General features: G+C 71.3%; 10 protein-coding genes. 6 read left to right on the top strand and 4 right to left on the bottom strand.

The window, feature by feature from the left end:
• Positions 1-161 precede the first annotated feature (161 nt).
• The gene (locus OG933_RS31020; RefSeq protein ID WP_362528159.1) at positions 162-1718 is read left to right on the top strand and encodes a DUF1996 domain-containing protein; all 1557 of its coding nucleotides are present in this window, start codon (positions 162-164) and stop codon (positions 1716-1718) included.
• A gap of 170 nt (positions 1719-1888) precedes the next feature.
• On the opposite strand, the gene OG933_RS31015 is transcribed toward OG933_RS31020, so the two are convergent.
• Positions 1889-2329, bottom strand: coding sequence for a hypothetical protein (locus OG933_RS31015; protein WP_020126735.1), 441 nt, complete (start codon positions 2327-2329; stop codon positions 1889-1891).
• Between the two features lie 124 nt (positions 2330-2453).
• On the opposite strand from OG933_RS31015, the gene OG933_RS31010 reads away from it, so the two are divergent.
• The 5 genes from OG933_RS31010 (at position 2454) to OG933_RS30990 (ending at position 7827) form a co-directional block, all read left to right on the top strand.
• A complete protein-coding gene (locus OG933_RS31010; protein ID WP_405630082.1) occupies positions 2454-2933 on the top strand; it encodes a tetratricopeptide repeat protein in 480 nt (159 codons plus the stop codon).
• A gap of 44 nt (positions 2934-2977) precedes the next feature.
• On the top strand, positions 2978-4921 hold the full coding sequence (locus OG933_RS31005) for a hypothetical protein (RefSeq protein ID WP_362528164.1): 1944 nt from the start codon (positions 2978-2980) through the stop codon (positions 4919-4921).
• A 104-nt stretch (positions 4922-5025) separates the two neighbouring features.
• Positions 5026-5928 carry a metal-dependent hydrolase gene (locus OG933_RS31000; protein ID WP_362528167.1) on the top strand — a complete coding sequence of 301 codons (903 nt, stop codon included), beginning with the start codon at positions 5026-5028 and terminating at the stop codon, positions 5926-5928.
• Positions 5928-6962: a PDR/VanB family oxidoreductase gene (locus OG933_RS30995; RefSeq protein ID WP_405630080.1), complete on the top strand. Its 1035-nt coding sequence runs from the start codon at positions 5928-5930 to the stop codon at positions 6960-6962. Before OG933_RS31000 ends, OG933_RS30995 begins: the two co-directional genes overlap by 1 nt.
• 175 nt (positions 6963-7137) lie before the next feature.
• A complete protein-coding gene (locus tag OG933_RS30990; protein WP_108221622.1) occupies positions 7138-7827 on the top strand; it encodes a TetR/AcrR family transcriptional regulator in 690 nt (229 codons plus the stop codon).
• 67 nt (positions 7828-7894) lie between these two features.
• Here the strand turns inward: OG933_RS30990 and OG933_RS30985 are convergent, their stop codons facing one another.
• From OG933_RS30985 to pulA, 3 genes are all read right to left on the bottom strand, one after another.
• Positions 7895-8257 (bottom strand): 5-carboxymethyl-2-hydroxymuconate Delta-isomerase, encoded by a 363-nt coding sequence (locus OG933_RS30985; RefSeq protein WP_020126741.1) that lies wholly within the window; start codon positions 8255-8257, stop codon positions 7895-7897.
• 35 nt (positions 8258-8292) lie between these two features.
• Positions 8293-9921 (bottom strand): fused response regulator/phosphatase, encoded by a 1629-nt coding sequence (locus OG933_RS30980; RefSeq protein WP_362528196.1) that lies wholly within the window; start codon positions 9919-9921, stop codon positions 8293-8295.
• A 74-nt stretch (positions 9922-9995) separates the two neighbouring features.
• The gene (gene pulA / locus OG933_RS30975; RefSeq protein ID WP_405630077.1) at positions 9996-15413 is read right to left on the bottom strand and encodes a pullulanase-type alpha-1,6-glucosidase; all 5418 of its coding nucleotides are present in this window, start codon (positions 15411-15413) and stop codon (positions 9996-9998) included.
• Positions 15414-15536: the final 123 nt, after the last annotated feature.

Raw genomic sequence — 15536 nt, 5'->3', positions numbered from 1 at the left:
GTTGTGTGAGGGTGTTGGGGTTGTTTTGTCGTACGGGGCTCTCATCAATTTCTGAGCGGGCTGAACACCTCCGGGGCCACGTGCGTAAAGGAGGGGGCAGCTTCAGCTTCACTCCTGTCGGGCGCCTCGATGCTGCCCCGCAAGGAAGTCAGAGGAGTTCCATGGGACGCAACATACGTAAACGCCGTTCGTCGATGGCCACGAAGGCCGTGGCAGCATCGGCGGCCCTAGCGCTCGGCGGGGGCGGGCTGATCTGGGCGAACTTCTACGCTTCGGCGCACGAGTCGAACTCGGGCCAGAACGCGACCAAGGCCGCCACGGCGGCCGCGCAGGTCGCCACCATCTCCTGCCCGGATGTGGGGCAGAAGCTGACCAACGTGCCCAAGGGCGCGAAGCAGGGCGTCGCGACCGAGCTGGCCAACCTCGACAAGCAGATCACCGAGGCCTACACCCGGCTCGCCTCCACGCGTCAGGCCCAGACGAACGACGCCAGCTTCGTACAGAACGCGATCACCGGCCCCCTCAAGGAGAAGCGCGCCGCCACGATCGACCGGATCCGCATCAACATCCAGCGGTCGGGTGGCCAGTTCAACAGCTCGCTGAGCCAGTTGGCGGCCTGCACCACGCAGGCGGCGAACACCAACGCCGGCCAGGCGGGCAACGGCCAGCAGAACAACGGCGGCCAGCAGAACAACAACGGTGGCCAGAACAACAATGGCGGCCAGCAGAACAACGGCGGCCAGAACAACGGCAACGCCGGCCAGGCGCAGAACGGCCAGGGCGGCAACGGCCCGGTCGCCGCGGACTTCGTGGACATCACCAAGGTCCAGGCCAACGCGCAGCTGGGCGTGGGTGGCAACGGTGCCGCCGCCAACGGCAACAGCGGTTCCCGGGGCACCTTCACCTCGAACTGCGGCACCAACGGCAACGACAACCACAACACGGACAACGTGATCGTCGCCCCCGGTGTCACCAACGGCGCGCACCACCTGCACGACTACGTCGGCAACCAGAACAACGACGCGTTCGCGAGCGACCAGGAGCTGGCGGGAGCCGGCACCAGCTGCCAGAACCAGGGCGACAAGTCCTCGTACTTCTGGCCGGTGCTGCGTGTCCAGGACGGCTCGCAGGACTTCGACCAGAACAACGACGGCGGTGGCAAGGAAGGCAACGTCGGCAAGATCCTGCAGCCCGCCCAGGCGCAGATCAAGTTCGTCGGCAGCAAGAAGGGCAAGGTCGTCGCGATGCCGACGGCCCTGCGCATCATCACCGGTGACGCGAAGGCCTTCGTCAACGGCAACGCCAACGCGAACGTGAACTGGAGCTGCACCGGCTTCGAGAACAAGGTGCAGCTGGAGACCCAGTACCCGATCTGCCCGCAGGGCAGCCAGGTGGTGCGGACGACCAACTTCCAGAGCTGCTGGGACGGTCAGAACATCGACAGCGCCAACCACCGCACGCACGTGGCCTTCGCCCAGGCCGACGGCAGCTGCGCCAACGGCTTCAAGGCGATCCCCCAGCTCCAGGTCCGGCTCGTCTACAACGTCCCGGCCCCGAAGCTCCAGAACGGGACGGTCGTGCAGCCGTACGCGGTGGACAGCTTCCCGGAGAACCTGCACAAGCCGATCACCGACCACAACGACTTCATCAACTTCTTCTCGACGAACCTGATGAACAAGATGGTCAACTGCATCAACACCGGCAAGAAGTGCAAGTGACCCGCTGAGCGGGCCCGCCCGGTAGAGCCTGCCGGTGGAACCGAACAGTAGAACCGAACGGCAGAGCCGAACGGCAGAGCCGACCGAGAAGGCCGGCGGTGAGGATTCCTCACCGCCGGCCTTCTGGTGTGCGCCGGGTGCGCGGGGCGCGGCGCGGGCGCTGGGGCCGGTCAGTGACCGGAGTGCGAGGCGCCTTCGGAGGGCTCGCCCGACACGTGCGCGGAGTGGTCCGTGCCCTCCTCGATGTCACCGCCGAGGGTCTTGCGCAGCGCCGTCACGGTGCTGGTCTCCTCACCCACGGCGATCCACTTGCGGCCGACCAGGTAGTGGCCGCCGTAGTCCTTGGCCCCGTTGATCCACTCGCGCTGACCGCGGTCGGTGGCGAAGGTCAGCAGGATGAACTTGCCGTCGCCGTTCTTGCAGAGGGCCTGCCGGAGTTCGTCGGCGTCGGTCTGCATGTCGGGCGTGCACTTCACCTCGGCGGCCAGGTGCTCCAGGCTGCCGGTCGCCGTCACCGGGACGGTCTCCTCGGCCCCGTCGGAACCGCAGCCCGTCAGCACCAGCGCCGCCGCGGCGGCGGCCACCGCGAGCATCGGTCGGGTCATCTTCATCCGTTCCTCCCTGCAAGAGCCTCGCACTGGATACGGCTCTCACGCGCGGTGCGCTCAAAATACCCCTGCCTGGTGGGGACACCCGTGCGAGAGTGTGCCGGTGAACCAAGACTGGGAAGATCGCGTGACCGCCGCCTGGGCCGGCTTCGACGAGTATCCGCAGGAGCGCGCGGCGGAGTTCCGGACCGTGATCGACACGCTGGTCGCCGAACTCCCCGAGGGCAGTCCGCTGGGCCCGTTCGAGCAGGCCTGCGCCTGGGACTCGACCGGCCACTCGGACCGGGCCGCCCCGCTGTACCGGGACGCGCTCGCGCGCGGGCTGAGCGAGGTGAGCGGCTACAAGGGCCGGCGAGCCAAGATCCAACTCTCCAGCTCCCTCCGCAACATCGGGCAGGCGGACGAGGGCGTCAAGCTGCTGACCGCCGAACTGGACGCCCCGTCGGACGAGTTGGACGACGCCGTACGCGCCTGTCTGGCCCTGTGCCTGTCGAGCCTCGGCCGCGACCGCGAGGGCCTGTCCCTGGTGCTCGGCGCCCTGGCTCCCCATCTGCCGCGCTACCAGCGGTCGATGGCCAACTACGCGAAGGCGCTGCGGGAGGACTGACCCGCCCGGGGTGACCATCCTCCGTTTCGCTCGTTCTGCTGGACGTGCAGTCACAGGATGTCGCCCCGCGCCCCGCACCCGGATCCTCCGCCGACCGGACCGTCGACGTCGAGCAGGCCGAGGCCGCGCTCGTCGAGCACTACCCGCGGCTCGTCCGGCTCGCCTATCTGGTGCTGCCCCCCGGCCTCGGCCGCGGTCGGCGCGTCCTGACCGCCCACGCCCTCGCCCAGCGCGCCCTGCCCCGCGGCAGCGCCTCGACCCCCGTCATCCCGGCCCAGAACGGGGGCGCGAGGGACGGCCGTGACGGCGACCCCGGGTACGCCTACATCCGCCTCCAGGTGGTGCGTTCGGCGCTGGAGGCGGGGCTGCCGCTGCGGCTGCGGGCCCGGCGCAGGCGCGCGCAGCTCCCGCCGCTGCTCCCCCAGGTGTGGGGCCTGCGGCTCTTCCCCCGTTCCGGCGGCGCCGACGAGCTCGCCCTGGACCAGCGCCTGGCCACCCTGTCGGGCCCGGCCCGGGCCGCCTATGTGCTGCGCGGTCTGGAGCGGCTCCCCGACGGCGACGTCCGCGAGGTGCTGACCGGGTCCGGCGTCCCGGGCGCCGAGGTGACGGCGGCGCTGCGCGAGGCCGGCCAGGTCCCCGCCGACCGGTACACCCTGCTCGACTCCCCCGAGTTCGACGCCTGCTCGCTCCAGGTCCGGCCCACCGATCTGATGCGCCGCCGCCGCCACACCAGGGCCGCGCTGGCCGCCGCGGCCGCGCTCGCCGTGTGCGGCGCCCTGGTCGCGCTGCCCGGCGGCGGCTGGGGACCCGACGGCGCGGCCGCCCCGCCGTACGCGCAGAACCCGGCCGCCGAGGCCGCACTCGACCCCGGGCGGCTGGTGAAGGTGTCCCCCGCCGCCTGGAAGACCTCCGCGCGCACGGACTTCTCGGTCTGGCCCGCGCGCGGGCCCCTCACCCGCGACAGCGCGCTGCTGCGCCGCGCCCTCGCCGTCTGGGCCCGCCCCGGGAAGGCCGTGCACGTCTCCGCCACCCCGGAGACCCCGTTGGGCGGCCCCGCCGGACCGCCCCAGCTCCTCTACGCGGGCGAGGTCGACACCGCGCGCGTGGTGATCCTGTACGACGGTCTGCGCATCGCCCGCTACGCCGAGCCGAAGGACGGCACCGCCGGGGCGGCCCTCGACTTCGCGCGGGTCGACGGCGCGACCGGCCCCGAGGCGGGCGCGCTGGTGCTGGGCCGGGCGGACGGCAACGTGCGCTATCTGACGGCGCCCTGGGTGACGAAGGCCGGCGAGCGGGACCTGTCGAAGCCGGGTGCCGGGATGATGGACCTGACGCTGACCGACGGGATCACCTCGCCGCTGTCCAGCCCGGCCACCCACACCGGCACGTGCACGACCTGGAACGTGCTCCAGCTGACGGACGCCTCCGGCACCCATCTGCTCAGCGATCTCGGCGAGCTCGTCCCCGCCCGTCTCACCGCGGGGCGCCCGGCCGCGCCCAAGGAGGCGAGCGGCGCGGCGGCGCTGCGGACCTGGGCGCCGTTCGCCTGCTCACTGGCCGACGCCCGCGGACAGGGCGTACGGACGGTCAACGCCTGGGGCTACACCCGGCAGCAGCTGCCCGAGGCGAACGGAGCGGCGACCTGGGTGTGCACCCGGGCCGAGACCTGGCGGGGCGACGGAAGCAGGGTGCTGGCCCAGTTCCACACGCCGGGCGGGCTGTTCGGAGCGGCCGTGGCGAAGGCCGGGGACGTACCGGCGTGCGGGCCGCGCGATCCGCATGTGCTGGCCGGGGTGCTGTGGAAGTCGAAGGGCGGCCACTGGTACCTCCTCGCCGCCGGCGACAGGGCGACGGCGTCCGTCCGGGCGACCGGCGGGGTCACCGGGTCCGGTCGGGGCAACCTGCTGGCGGTGCCGACGAAGCAGGGCGCGCAGGCCGGCCTGGAGGGCAGGCTGAAGGACGGGCGGTCGATCAGCGGACTGCGCTGACCCGTCCGCGGGCACACCGGTGGGACGAGCCGGGTGCGCAAGTGGTGCGGGCGAGTTGTCGCACAGGGGTTCACCCCCGCCCTACCCGTCAGTACATTGACATCATGTCTAACAAGCCCGAGGGGCGGCCGGACGAGCGTGTCACGCTCAAGGCACGCAAGGTGTCCTTCTCCTGGGAGGGCACCCCGCTGCACTGGGTGCCGGGGGACCCGTTCGCCACGCACACCATCAACGTGCTGCATCTGCTGCTGCCGGCCGGCGAGCGCTGGTTCGTGCACGTCTACCGGCAGGTGCTCCCGTACATCCGGGACGAGCGGCTGCGCGAGGACGTCATCGGGTTCATCGGGCAGGAGGCGATGCACTCCCAGGCCCACGACGAGGTGCTGCCGCATCTGCGGGAGCAGGGGCTCGACCCGACGCCGTACACCGCGCAGGTCGACTGGTTCTTCGAGAAGCTCCTCGGCGACCGGACCCTGCCGCCGGGCCGGGCCCGGCGCTGGTGGCTGATGGAGCGGGTGGCGCTGATCGCGGCCATCGAGCACTACACCGCGTTCCTCGGCGACTGGGTGCTGAACGCCGAGGAGCTCGACCGGCGGGGCGCCGACCCGACCATGCTGGACCTGCTGCGCTGGCACGGGGCCGAGGAGGTCGAGCACCGGTCCGTCGCCTTCGACCTCTTCACCCACCTCGACGGCGGCTACCGGCGACGGGTGCGGACCTGGGCCACGGCGTTCGCGGCGCTGGTGTTCCTGTGGCAGCGCGGGACCCGCTTCTTCATGGAGAACGACCCGACCCTGACCGACGGCCGCGCCTCCTTCAAGGCCTTCTACGTCCGCGGCAGACGGGGCACGCTGCCCGCGACCGGCGATCTGCTGAGGTCGGTACCGCGCTATCTGAGCCGCGCGTACCACCCCTCGCAGGAGGGCTCCACCGAGCAGGCGGTCGCCTATCTCGCCTCCTCCCCCGCCGCGCTGGCCGCGCTCGCCGCGGAAGAGGGGGCTTCGTGATGCCGAAGCCGCTGACCGCCGTGGCCGTCGCGGGCGCGGCGCTGCTCGTCCGGCGGGCGTTGCGCCGCCGGATCCGGGTCTCGCCGCTGTGGCCGATGCCCGCGCTGGCCGAACCGGTCTCCGGCCGGCCCCGGTCGCGGGCACTGCGGCTGCTGGTCACCGCGCGGCACGAGATCGCCGAGGGTGTCGTCCGACTGCGGCTCGAGGGACGCGACTTGCCGCGCTGGGAGCCGGGGGCGCATCTCGACCTGGTGCTGCCTTCGGGCCTGGTACGGCAGTACTCGCTGTGCGGGGACCCGCAGGACACCTCCTCCTACACCGTCGCCACGCGGCTCGTCACGGACGGGCGGGGCGGCTCGCGCGAGGTGCACGAGCAGGTGCGGGAGGGGATGGAGGTCGAGGTGCGGGGGCCCCGGAACCGTTTCCCGCTCGTCGAGGCACCCTCGTACGTCTTCGTCGCCGGGGGCATCGGCATCACGCCGATCCTGCCCATGCTGCGGGCCCTCCCCGAAGGCGCCGAGTGGCGGCTGCTCTACGCCGGTCGGACCCGGGCCTCGATGCCGTTCCTGGAGGAGGTCGAGAAGCTCGGCGGGGAGAACCGCGGCCGGGTGACGGTGGTGGACGGACGGCCCGGTCTCGACGCGCTCCTCATGGACCTGCCCGAGGGGGCGGCCGTCTACTGCTGCGGCCCGCAAGGGCTGATGGCGGCGGTGGAGGAGCGGGTGCCGCACGTCCGGGTCGAGCGGTTCACGGCGCGTACCGTCCGGGACGGCGACCCCTTCGAGGTCGAACTCAGGCGCACCGGGCGAGTGGTGACCGTCGCGGCCGACTCGACCGTGCTGGCCGCCGTCCGGGCCGAACTGCCGAACACCCTCTACTCGTGCGAGCAGGGCTTCTGCGGGACCTGCCAACAGCGGGTGCTGGCGGGCGAGGTGGAACACCGGGACGAACTGCTCACCGACGCGGAGCGCGACGACTCGATGCTGATCTGTGTCTCCCGGGCGCGCAGCGAGCGCCTGGTGCTGGACATGTGACCCGGCACGCGGCCCCGCGCTCCGCTCGCCCGCACGGAGCGACAGGCGACGCGAAGGGCGGAGCGAAAAATGACTGACATGTGACCGGACAAGCAGTCGGTTAAGTGACGGATGGGGTGAACGTCTGCACCGGTCCGGTCCGTTCTGGGCCGGAACCGATCGGTAAGGTGTTCGCATGACTACCGGGGTTCGTCGCAGAATGGGAGTCGAGGAGCGTCGGCAGCAGTTGATCGGCGTCGCCCTCGAACTGTTCGCCCAGCGCTCGCCGGACGAGGTCTCCATCGACGAGATAGCCGCGGCCGCGGGCATCTCGCGCCCCCTCGTCTACCACTACTTCCCCGGCAAACTCAGCCTGTACGAGGCCGCGTTGAAGCGGGCATCGGAGGATCTTGCGGGCCGGTTCGCCGAGCCGCGCGAAGGACCGCTCGGCTCCCGGCTGCTCCGCGTGATGCGCCGCTACTTCGACTTCGTCGACGCGCACGGCCCGGGTTTCTCCGCCCTCATGCGCGGCGGCCCGGCGGTCGGCTCCTCGACCACGAACGCCCTCATCGACGCCGTCCGCCAGAACGCCTACGAACAGATCCTGTCGCACCTGGGGATCACCGACGCGCCCCCGCGCCTGGAGCTGATCGTCCGCTCCTGGATCTCGCTCGCCGAGTCGACCGCGCTGATCTGGCTGGACGGGCGGCGCATCCCGCGCGAGGAGCTGGAGGTCCAGCTCGTGCAGGACTTCGCCGCGCTGACGGCCGTCGGCGCGGCCCACGACGACGAGCTGCGCACACTGCTGCGCCCCGTGCTCGGCGACGAGCCGGCCGACGGGCCGTTCGGCGACCTGGTCACCCGGCTCATCGCCCTGGCCTCCTGAGACCGCCGGCCGCCCGGTCCCTGTCCTGGCTCCGGCTCCGGCTCTAGCTCCGGCTCTAGCTCCGGCTCTAGCTCTCGTACTTGCGGTACGACGGGTCGAGGTCGCGCACCTCGGCGGAGGCGTGCAGCACGAAACCGTCCTGCGTCACGTGCTTGCGCAGCAGCTCCAGTACGGCCTCGGTCAGCTTCGTCTTCGTCTCGTCGGTACGTCCGGCGAGGAGCCCCAGCGTGACGTGGACGACCGCGTGCCCCCGCTCCTCGGGATCGTCGTAGCCGAACGCGGTGAACTCGGCGGGACGGAACAGGGTCTTGCAGGCTTCCGGCTTGGCGGCCGCGATCTCGACGACCGAGGTGTGCAGGGCCCGCGCGAACCCGTTCCGGTCGAAGGCGGACGCCATCGTGGTCGAGTAGTCGACGGTGATCTGCGGCATGGGCGCACTCCTGTTCCAGGGAAACAAGGATCAGCCTAAGTCGTCAGCCGCAGGGCCAGCATCGCGATGTCGTCCTCCCGGTCGTGGCCGAAGCTGGTGAGGAGGGTGTCGCACAGCGCGTCCAGGCCCGGCATGGCGCCGATGGCCGCCGCGCGCAGCTGCTCCATCGAGACCGCGAGGTCGGTGCCCCGGGTCTCGATCAGACCGTCGGTGACCATGAGGAGCCGGTCGGTGGGTTCGAGGAACAGTTCGGTGGGCGGCGGGTGGGGCACGCCCGGGCCGAGCAGCGGGCCGGCCGCCTTGGCGTAGTCGGCGCCGCCGGTGTCCCGGACGATCAGCGGCGGTATGTGCCCCGCGTTGGCGATCCGGACCCGCCCCGTTCCGGGGTCGATCAGGACCAGGCAGACGGTCGCCGTGACCCCGGGGTGGTAGAGCTGGAGCATCCGGTCGAGGCGCTCGGCGAGCACGGCCGGGTCGCTCTCGTCGACGCAGTAGGCGCGCAGCGCGTGCCGGATCTCGACCATGACGGTGGCTGCCTCGAGCGAGTGCCCGACGACGTCGCCGACCGCGGCCAGCACCCCTTCCCCGGTGCGCAGGGCGGCGTAGAAGTCACCGCCGATCTCCGCCTCCCGGGACGCGGGCACATAGCGGACGGCGACGTCGACGCCCGGCAGCTCGGGCAGCCGCTGCGGCCGGGGAAGGAAGCTGTGCTGAAGGGTGAGCGCCACGTGCCGTTCGGCCTGGTACATCAGCAGCGGCTCGGCGGCGAGCGCGGTGGCCTGGGCGAGCCGGGCCAGCCGGGACTCGGTCTCGGGGTCCACCCGGCGGACCCCTCGGGTGGGGGTGGCCAGACACACCGAGGACCGGCCGTCCTGGGTGGGGATCAGCACCAGCCGGGCGTCGTGCGGTACCCCGGGCCGGAAGAACCCGGCGGGCCACAGGGGCGCGGCCACCGTGGTGATCCGCACCCCCGCCTGGCCGTGGGTGAGCCGCCGCAGCAGGGCCACGACGGCCTGGTGGGCGTCCTGGTCCGGCAGTGCGAGCGAGGTGCGGTTCCTGGAGGTGCCCCGGTGCAGCACGTCGTCCGGGCCGAGGACGAAGACGGCGGCGGGCGAGCCGGTGAGCCGCGCGGTGCCCTCGGCGGCGGCGTCGGCGAGTTCCTGCGGGGAGCGCGCCGCCTGGATGCCGACGATCGCCTCCGACAGCAGCGACAGCCGCCGAGCCGCCGCCTGGTCGTCGGCCCGCAGTCGCGCGGCCCGCACGGCCGCCCGGACCACCGCGTCGATCTCCTCGGGCTCGGCGGGCATCGCCAGGTGGGCCTCGCCGCCCGCGTCCAGCCCCTGCCCGCGATCGCCCGGGGCCACGTCACCGGCCGAGAAGTGCACGACGGGCAGTCCGGCCATGTGCGGCCGGGCCTTGAGCCGGCGGCACAGCTCGAAGCCGCTCATGTCCGGCAGCTCGACGTCGACGAGGGCCACGTCCGGCAGGGCGCCCTTGCGCCGCCGTACGTCCAGTTCGACGAGGGCCTCGTGGCCGGTGCCGACCGCGACGACCTGGTGACCGGCGCGGCGCAGCACCACTCCGAGGGCGAACCGGCCGGCCGCCGTACGGTCCACGACCAGCACGGTCGTGTCGGTCCGTCTGTCGCTGACGTCGGCGTTCATCTGTTGTCGGCCCTCGGACTCACCGGTGGAGCAGGCCGGATGCAAGGCCTGCTCCACCAAGGTAATGCCCCTGTCTAGGGGGTCGTCCGGGAGAACACCGCGACGGTCCGGCCCGGCACGGCGAACGTGCCGGACCCCTTCGCGTACGACGCGGCCCTGACGGTGGGGTCCGACCCCGCCGCCTGCACCGGGTGCAGCCGGTATCCGGTCCCGGCGAGCGCGTCGACGGTCTGCTTCCGCTCGGTCGGCGTCGCGTTGAACACGACGACGAGGTCACCGAGTTCCATGGTGATCACCCCGGGCGTCTCGTCCTTCCCGGACAGCGGGAAGGAGAGCGCCGACTGCACCTGCTCGGCCGTCCCGAGGGAGAACACTTTCTCGGTGGTGCGGACCCTCAGCAGATCCTGGTAGGCGGCGGATGCGGCGGTGATCTGTGGGCAGCCGACGCCGACGGTGGTCAACAGCGGCTTGGCGTAAGGCCACTTGGAGGCGTTGTCGACGGCCGGCGGCAGTCCCCGGCCGAAGCCGTTGCCGGCGGCGCAGTTCCAGTGGATCGCGTTGAACCAGTCCCCGCTGTCGTAGGAGTTGCGGTCCAGGGACTTGGAGCGCAGCAGGTCGGTGCCGGCCTGGGACAGGGCCGGGCCCTGGGAGAGCGCGGCGGTGGCCATGGCGAGGACCTGCATACGGGAGCGGTCGGCCGCCGAGGTGTCCCCCGGCAACTTGTACGCCAGCGCGTCGAACAGCGACTCGTTGTCGTGCGCGTCGACATAGGCGAGGGCGTCGCCGGGCGCCTTCGCGTAGCCGGCCGGGGCGCCGTTGTAGTCGACCTCGGCGCCGGTGACCTCCTTGCCGTCGGTGTCCGTGAAGCCGTACGAGGCGAGGTTGCCGCTCAGCCCGACCTTGATCAGGTCCTGGTAGTGCAGCAGGCGGGCCTTCTGCTCGGCCGAAGTGCCGTTGTGCGTGGATGAGTTGGGGTCGGTGTAGAGCCCGGACGCGAAGCCCTGGACGCCCGGGTCCTCGTCGAACGGCCCGCCGCCGCGCACGGCGTCGCGCGCCCGGTCGGAGAAGGTCGCGACGCCCGTGCCCGCCATGTTCTTCTGCGTGGCCTGGAGGAACCGGGCGTCGTCGGCGACCTCGCCGAAGTTCCAGCCCTCGCCGTAGAGGATGATCTTCTTGCCGTCGACACCGTCCTTGGCGAGGGTCAGCGCGTCCAGCGCCTTGCGCACCGCCAGGATGTTGGCCTTGGGGTGGTGTCCCATGAGGTCGAAGCGGAAGCCGTCGACCTTGTACTCCTTGGCCCAGGTGACGATCGAGTCGACGACCAGCTTGCCCATCATCGCGTTCTCGGTCGCGGTGTTCGCGCAGCAGGTGCTGTTCGCCACCGAGCCGTCGGCGAGCAGCCGCTGGTAGTAGCCGGGCACGATCCGGTCGAGGACGCTGGTCGCCGCCTGGCCGCTCGCCGCCGTGTGGTTGTAGACGACGTCCATGACGACCCGGAGGCCCTCCTGGTTCAGCGACTTCACCATCCGGCGGAACTCGACGGTACGGGCGGTCCCGTCCGGGTCGCCCGCGTAGGAACCCTCGGGGACCGTGTAGTGGTACGGGTCGTACCCCCAGTTGTAGGCGTCCTTCGCGGCGGTCTTCGCCACGCACTCCTGCTGCTTGTCGGAGTCGGCCGGATAGGAGGCCAGGTCGCAGCCGGGGGTCGACTGTGCGGCCTTGTCCTCGGCGATGGTGGCGATGTCGAAGACGGGCAGCAGATGGACGTACGACGTGCCCGCCGCCGCCAGCTCCCGCAGATGCTTCGAGCCGTCGCTGCCTCGGTCCGTGAAGGCCAGGTAGGTGCCCCGGTCCTGGGCAGGGACGGTGGTGTCCGCGACGGAGAAGTCCCGGACGTGCAGCTCCTGGATCTGGGCGTCCTTCAGCGGGACGGCCTTCGGTTTGGTGAGCGTGGACCAGCCGCCCGGGGCGAGGGCCTTGTCGTCGAGGTCGACGACGAGACTGCGCCCGGAGTCGGTGGTGAGGGCGACCGAGTAGGGGTCGGTGACCTTGTTGGTGACGACCTTGCCGACACTGGGCGCCCACACCGTCACGACGTACCGGTAGGGCTTGTTCTTCCAGGACCTCGGGCCGGTGACGGACCAGACGCCGGTGGTGTCGTCGCGCTTCATCCTCACGGTGGAGCCGTCGAGCTCCAGGGAGACCTGCTGGGCCGTCGGGGCCCAGACGGCCAGGGTGGGCCGGCCGTCGCGGAAGGTCGGACCGAGCCGCGCCTTGGTCGCACCGGTGTAGAGGTCGTCGAGCACGCCCGCGATCTGTACGCCCGTGGCCGCCAGCACCGCTCCGTTCACCGCCCGTTGGGAGGCGACGACCTGACCGCTCAGCGCCGCACGCACCCGGTCCCGGTCGCGCGGGTCCACGGACCAGGCGGTGTAGGCCTTGAGGTGCGGGTACGCGGCCTTCTGGGCGTCGGTGAGGGTGGTCTTCGTCAGCCGCAGCCACTTGGCGGCCCCGGTGAGGGTGCCGTTCGTGACCGCGATCGAGCCCTTGCCGCTGTACAGCAGCTCGGTCGAGGCGGCGGCCTCGGAGCCGTTCCAGGCGACGGTGTTCCGGTCGATCCAGACCGCCTTGGACGTGGTCAGGTCGAGGGCCGCCGCGGAGCCGGCCGGCTGCGGGAGCAGGTACTTCTCCTGCCCGCTCAGCAGCCACACCTCGTGCCCGTTGCTCGTGAGGTCCAGCGACCGATCGGTCGGGAGGTCCTTCTCGTCGCCCTTGTGGAGGATGTAGCTGAGGCTGGTGGCGCCGGCGGTGAGCGGCACCTCGAAGACCGCGCCGTACGCGTCGGTCGTGGCCGGCTTCAGCGGGTTCGACCACTCGGTGGGGTTCGCGGCCCCGGTCCAGGTGTGCAGACCCCAGCCGGTGTAGTCGCCGTCGGCGCGGTGGTAGTGCAGGACGGCCTTGCCGGTGTCCTGGGCCGGGTAGTCGGGCTTCTCCGTGAGGAGGCCCTCCTTGCCCTGCTCGATCCAGACCTCGCCGGTCTTCGTGACGTCGATCGTGCGGTCGGCGGAGACGTCCTTGTTCCCGTCCTTGTCGATGACGAGGAACCCGACGGACGAGGCGCCCGGCTTCAGCTTGACGTAGGCGAAGGCTCCGTACGCGTCCCGGCCGACGAAGGGATGGCTGTCCGGCCAGGTGGTCGACTCGCCGTCGGCGAGGTCGCCCCAGGCGTACAGGCCCCAGTCGGCGTAGTCGCCGTCGGTGCGCTTGTAGTGGACGATCGCGTAGTCCCGCGAGGAGGCGGTGGGGATCTCCTCGGCGGGCGGGGTGCCGGTGACGGAGGCCGCGGTGGCGCTCGCCGTGCGTCCGGCCGAGTCGACGACGACCGCCTTGTAGCGCAGGGCCGTTCCCGCGGGTACGTCCGCGTCGACGGTCTGCGTGACCCGGTAGGGGGCGTGGTCGGCGGAGCCGAGGGTCTGCCACTTGCCGTTGCCGGTCTGGGCGGCGAAGACGACCCGGTTGAGCCGGCCGCCCTGCACGTCGGCGCTCAGCTCGACGGTGCCGGTGGCGCCGGCGGCCGGGGCCCGCAGGGTGACGGCCGGCTCGGCCGCGGGCGCGGGCAGCTTGCGAGCGGCCTTGAGGACGACGGCCGAGCCCGCGGGAACGGTCACGGTGATCTTCTTGTCGGCTCCGGCGGCAACCGTCTTGTCGGTGCCGTAGATCCCGCGGAACGCGGTGTTCGCGGAACCGGTTTCGAAGGTCGCTTCCTGCGCCGTGCCGGCGTTGTTGAAGGCGACGACGTACTCGGTCGTGTCCTTGCCGGTGCCGTTGCGGGAGAAGGCGTAGACGCCGGCGCCGTCGGCCGCGTAGCGCTCGGTCTGGACGCCGTCGGTGAGGGCGGGGTTCGCCTTGCGGAGCTTCGCGAGCGCCGCGATCTGCCGGTACAGCGGGGCGCCGGTGTCGTAGGCGTCGCTCGCGTGGGTGCGGTCGGTGCCGATCTCGTCGTCGTCGAGGTAGTCGGCGGTGCGCGAGGCGAACATGGTCTGGCGGGCGTCCTTGTCACCGCCGGAGCCGGTGAAGCCCTGCTCGTCGCCGTAGTAGACGACCGGGTTGCCGCGGCTGAGGAACATCAGCTCGTTGGCGAGCTTGTCCTTGGCGAGGAGTTCGGCGTCGGTGGCCTTGGGGTTGTCCTGGTTCAGGAAGTACCCGATGCGGCCCATGTCGTGGTTGCCGAGGAAGGTGACCTGCTCGTAGGCGTTGGCCTTGTCGGTCGTGTACTTGTAGTCGTCGGCGAAGACCGAGGCGAGCTTCTGCGCGCTGCCGCCCTGGGAGGCGTACTGGCGGGCCGCCTCCTGGAAGGGGAAGTCGAGCGTGGCGTCGAGGCGGCCCTGGGTGACGTAGGGGGACGTGATCGAGGTGTCGGCGGAGTAGACCTCGCCGAACATGAAGAAGTCGTCCCGGCCCTGCTTGGCCGCGTAGGCGTCGAGGGCCGTGGCCCACTGGGTCCAGAACTCCATGTTCACGTGCTTCACGGTGTCGATCCGGAAGCCGTCGATGTCAAAGTCCCGCACCCAGCGCTGGTAGATCTTCTCCATCCCGCTGACGACCTCGGGCCGCTCGGTCCACAGGTCGTCGAGCCCGGAGAAGTCTCCGTACGTGGTCGACTCGCCGGCGTAGGTCGAGTCGCCGCGGTTGTGGTACATCGTCGGGTCGTTGAGCCAGGACGGGACCTTCGCGTTCTGCTGCGCGGCGGTGACCGTCGGGGTGCGCGGGAAGGAGCCGGCGTCGACGGCCGGGAACTTCGTGCCGCCGTCCGCGTAGTCGGCGTCGTCGAAGGGCTCGCCGTCCTTCGTCAGGTACGGGAACGCGCCCTTGGACAGGTAGTCGTAGGACTTCTCCTCGTAGTCGACGACGTCGGCCGTGTGGTTGGTGATGACGTCGAAGAAGACCTTCATGCCCTTGGCGTGCGCCTTGGAGATGAGGGTCTGAAGGTCCTTGTTGGTGCCGAAGTGCGGGTCGACCTGGGTGAAGTCGGTGATCCAGTAGCCGTGGTAGCCGGCCGAGGCATTGCTTCCGGTCCCCTGCACGGGGCGGTTCTTGAAGATCGGCGCCATCCAGATGGAGGTGGTGCCGAGGCCCTTGATGTAGTCGAGCCGCTGGGTCAGTCCCTTGAGGTCACCGCCCTGGTAGAAGCCCTTGTCGGTGGGGTCGTAACCGGTGCTGAGGCGTGAGCCGGTCAGTCCGCCCTTGTCGTTGGCGGTGCTGCCGTTGGCGAAGCGGTCCGGCATGACGAAGTAGAACTGCTCACGGGTGTCGTCGTGGCGGGCCGGGGCGGCGGCCAGCTTCGCGTCGGACGGCGGTGGGGGCGGGCTGTCCGCGTGCGCCGCGAGGGGCTGCACGAGGGCTGCGGCCAGCGCGGCCACGGCGACGGCCGCGATCCGTCGGGCGGGTGGCGCGATGCGGCGCGTCGGGGGCGCCGGCCATCTCGGTATCACAGGCGGGAACTCCTTGCGATTGCGGCTCTCTCGGGTCCGACCCCGACGCCGCGGGACGGCTTCGTCGCCGGGCGCCCGCGTGACCGTATCGCTCACGAAAGGTTTACAGCAAGAGGCTTGCAA

The sequence above is a fragment of the Streptomyces sp. NBC_00016 genome (assembly GCF_045040885.1).
Taxonomy (GTDB): Bacteria; Actinomycetota; Actinomycetes; order Streptomycetales; family Streptomycetaceae; genus Streptomyces; species Streptomyces coriariae.
The sequence above is the reverse complement of the archived record's forward strand: the minus strand, read 5'-3'. Positions and strand labels throughout refer to the sequence as shown.

Excerpts from the sequence above, each read along its gene's own strand:
- OG933_RS31015 (WP_020126735.1), bottom strand. The coding sequence starts at position 2,329 with ATGAAGATGACCCGACCGATGCTCGCGGTGGCCGCCGCCGCGGCGGCG.
- OG933_RS30985 (WP_020126741.1), bottom strand. The coding sequence starts at position 8,257 with ATGCCGCAGATCACCGTCGACTACTCGACCACGATGGCGTCCGCCTTC.
- OG933_RS30990 (WP_108221622.1), top strand. The coding sequence starts at position 7,138 with ATGACTACCGGGGTTCGTCGCAGAATGGGAGTCGAGGAGCGTCGGCAG.
- OG933_RS31000 (WP_362528167.1), top strand. The coding sequence starts at position 5,026 with ATGTCTAACAAGCCCGAGGGGCGGCCGGACGAGCGTGTCACGCTCAAG.
- OG933_RS30980 (WP_362528196.1), bottom strand. The coding sequence starts at position 9,921 with ATGAACGCCGACGTCAGCGACAGACGGACCGACACGACCGTGCTGGTC.
- OG933_RS31020 (WP_362528159.1), top strand. The coding sequence starts at position 162 with ATGGGACGCAACATACGTAAACGCCGTTCGTCGATGGCCACGAAGGCC.
- OG933_RS30995 (WP_405630080.1), top strand. The coding sequence starts at position 5,928 with ATGCCGAAGCCGCTGACCGCCGTGGCCGTCGCGGGCGCGGCGCTGCTC.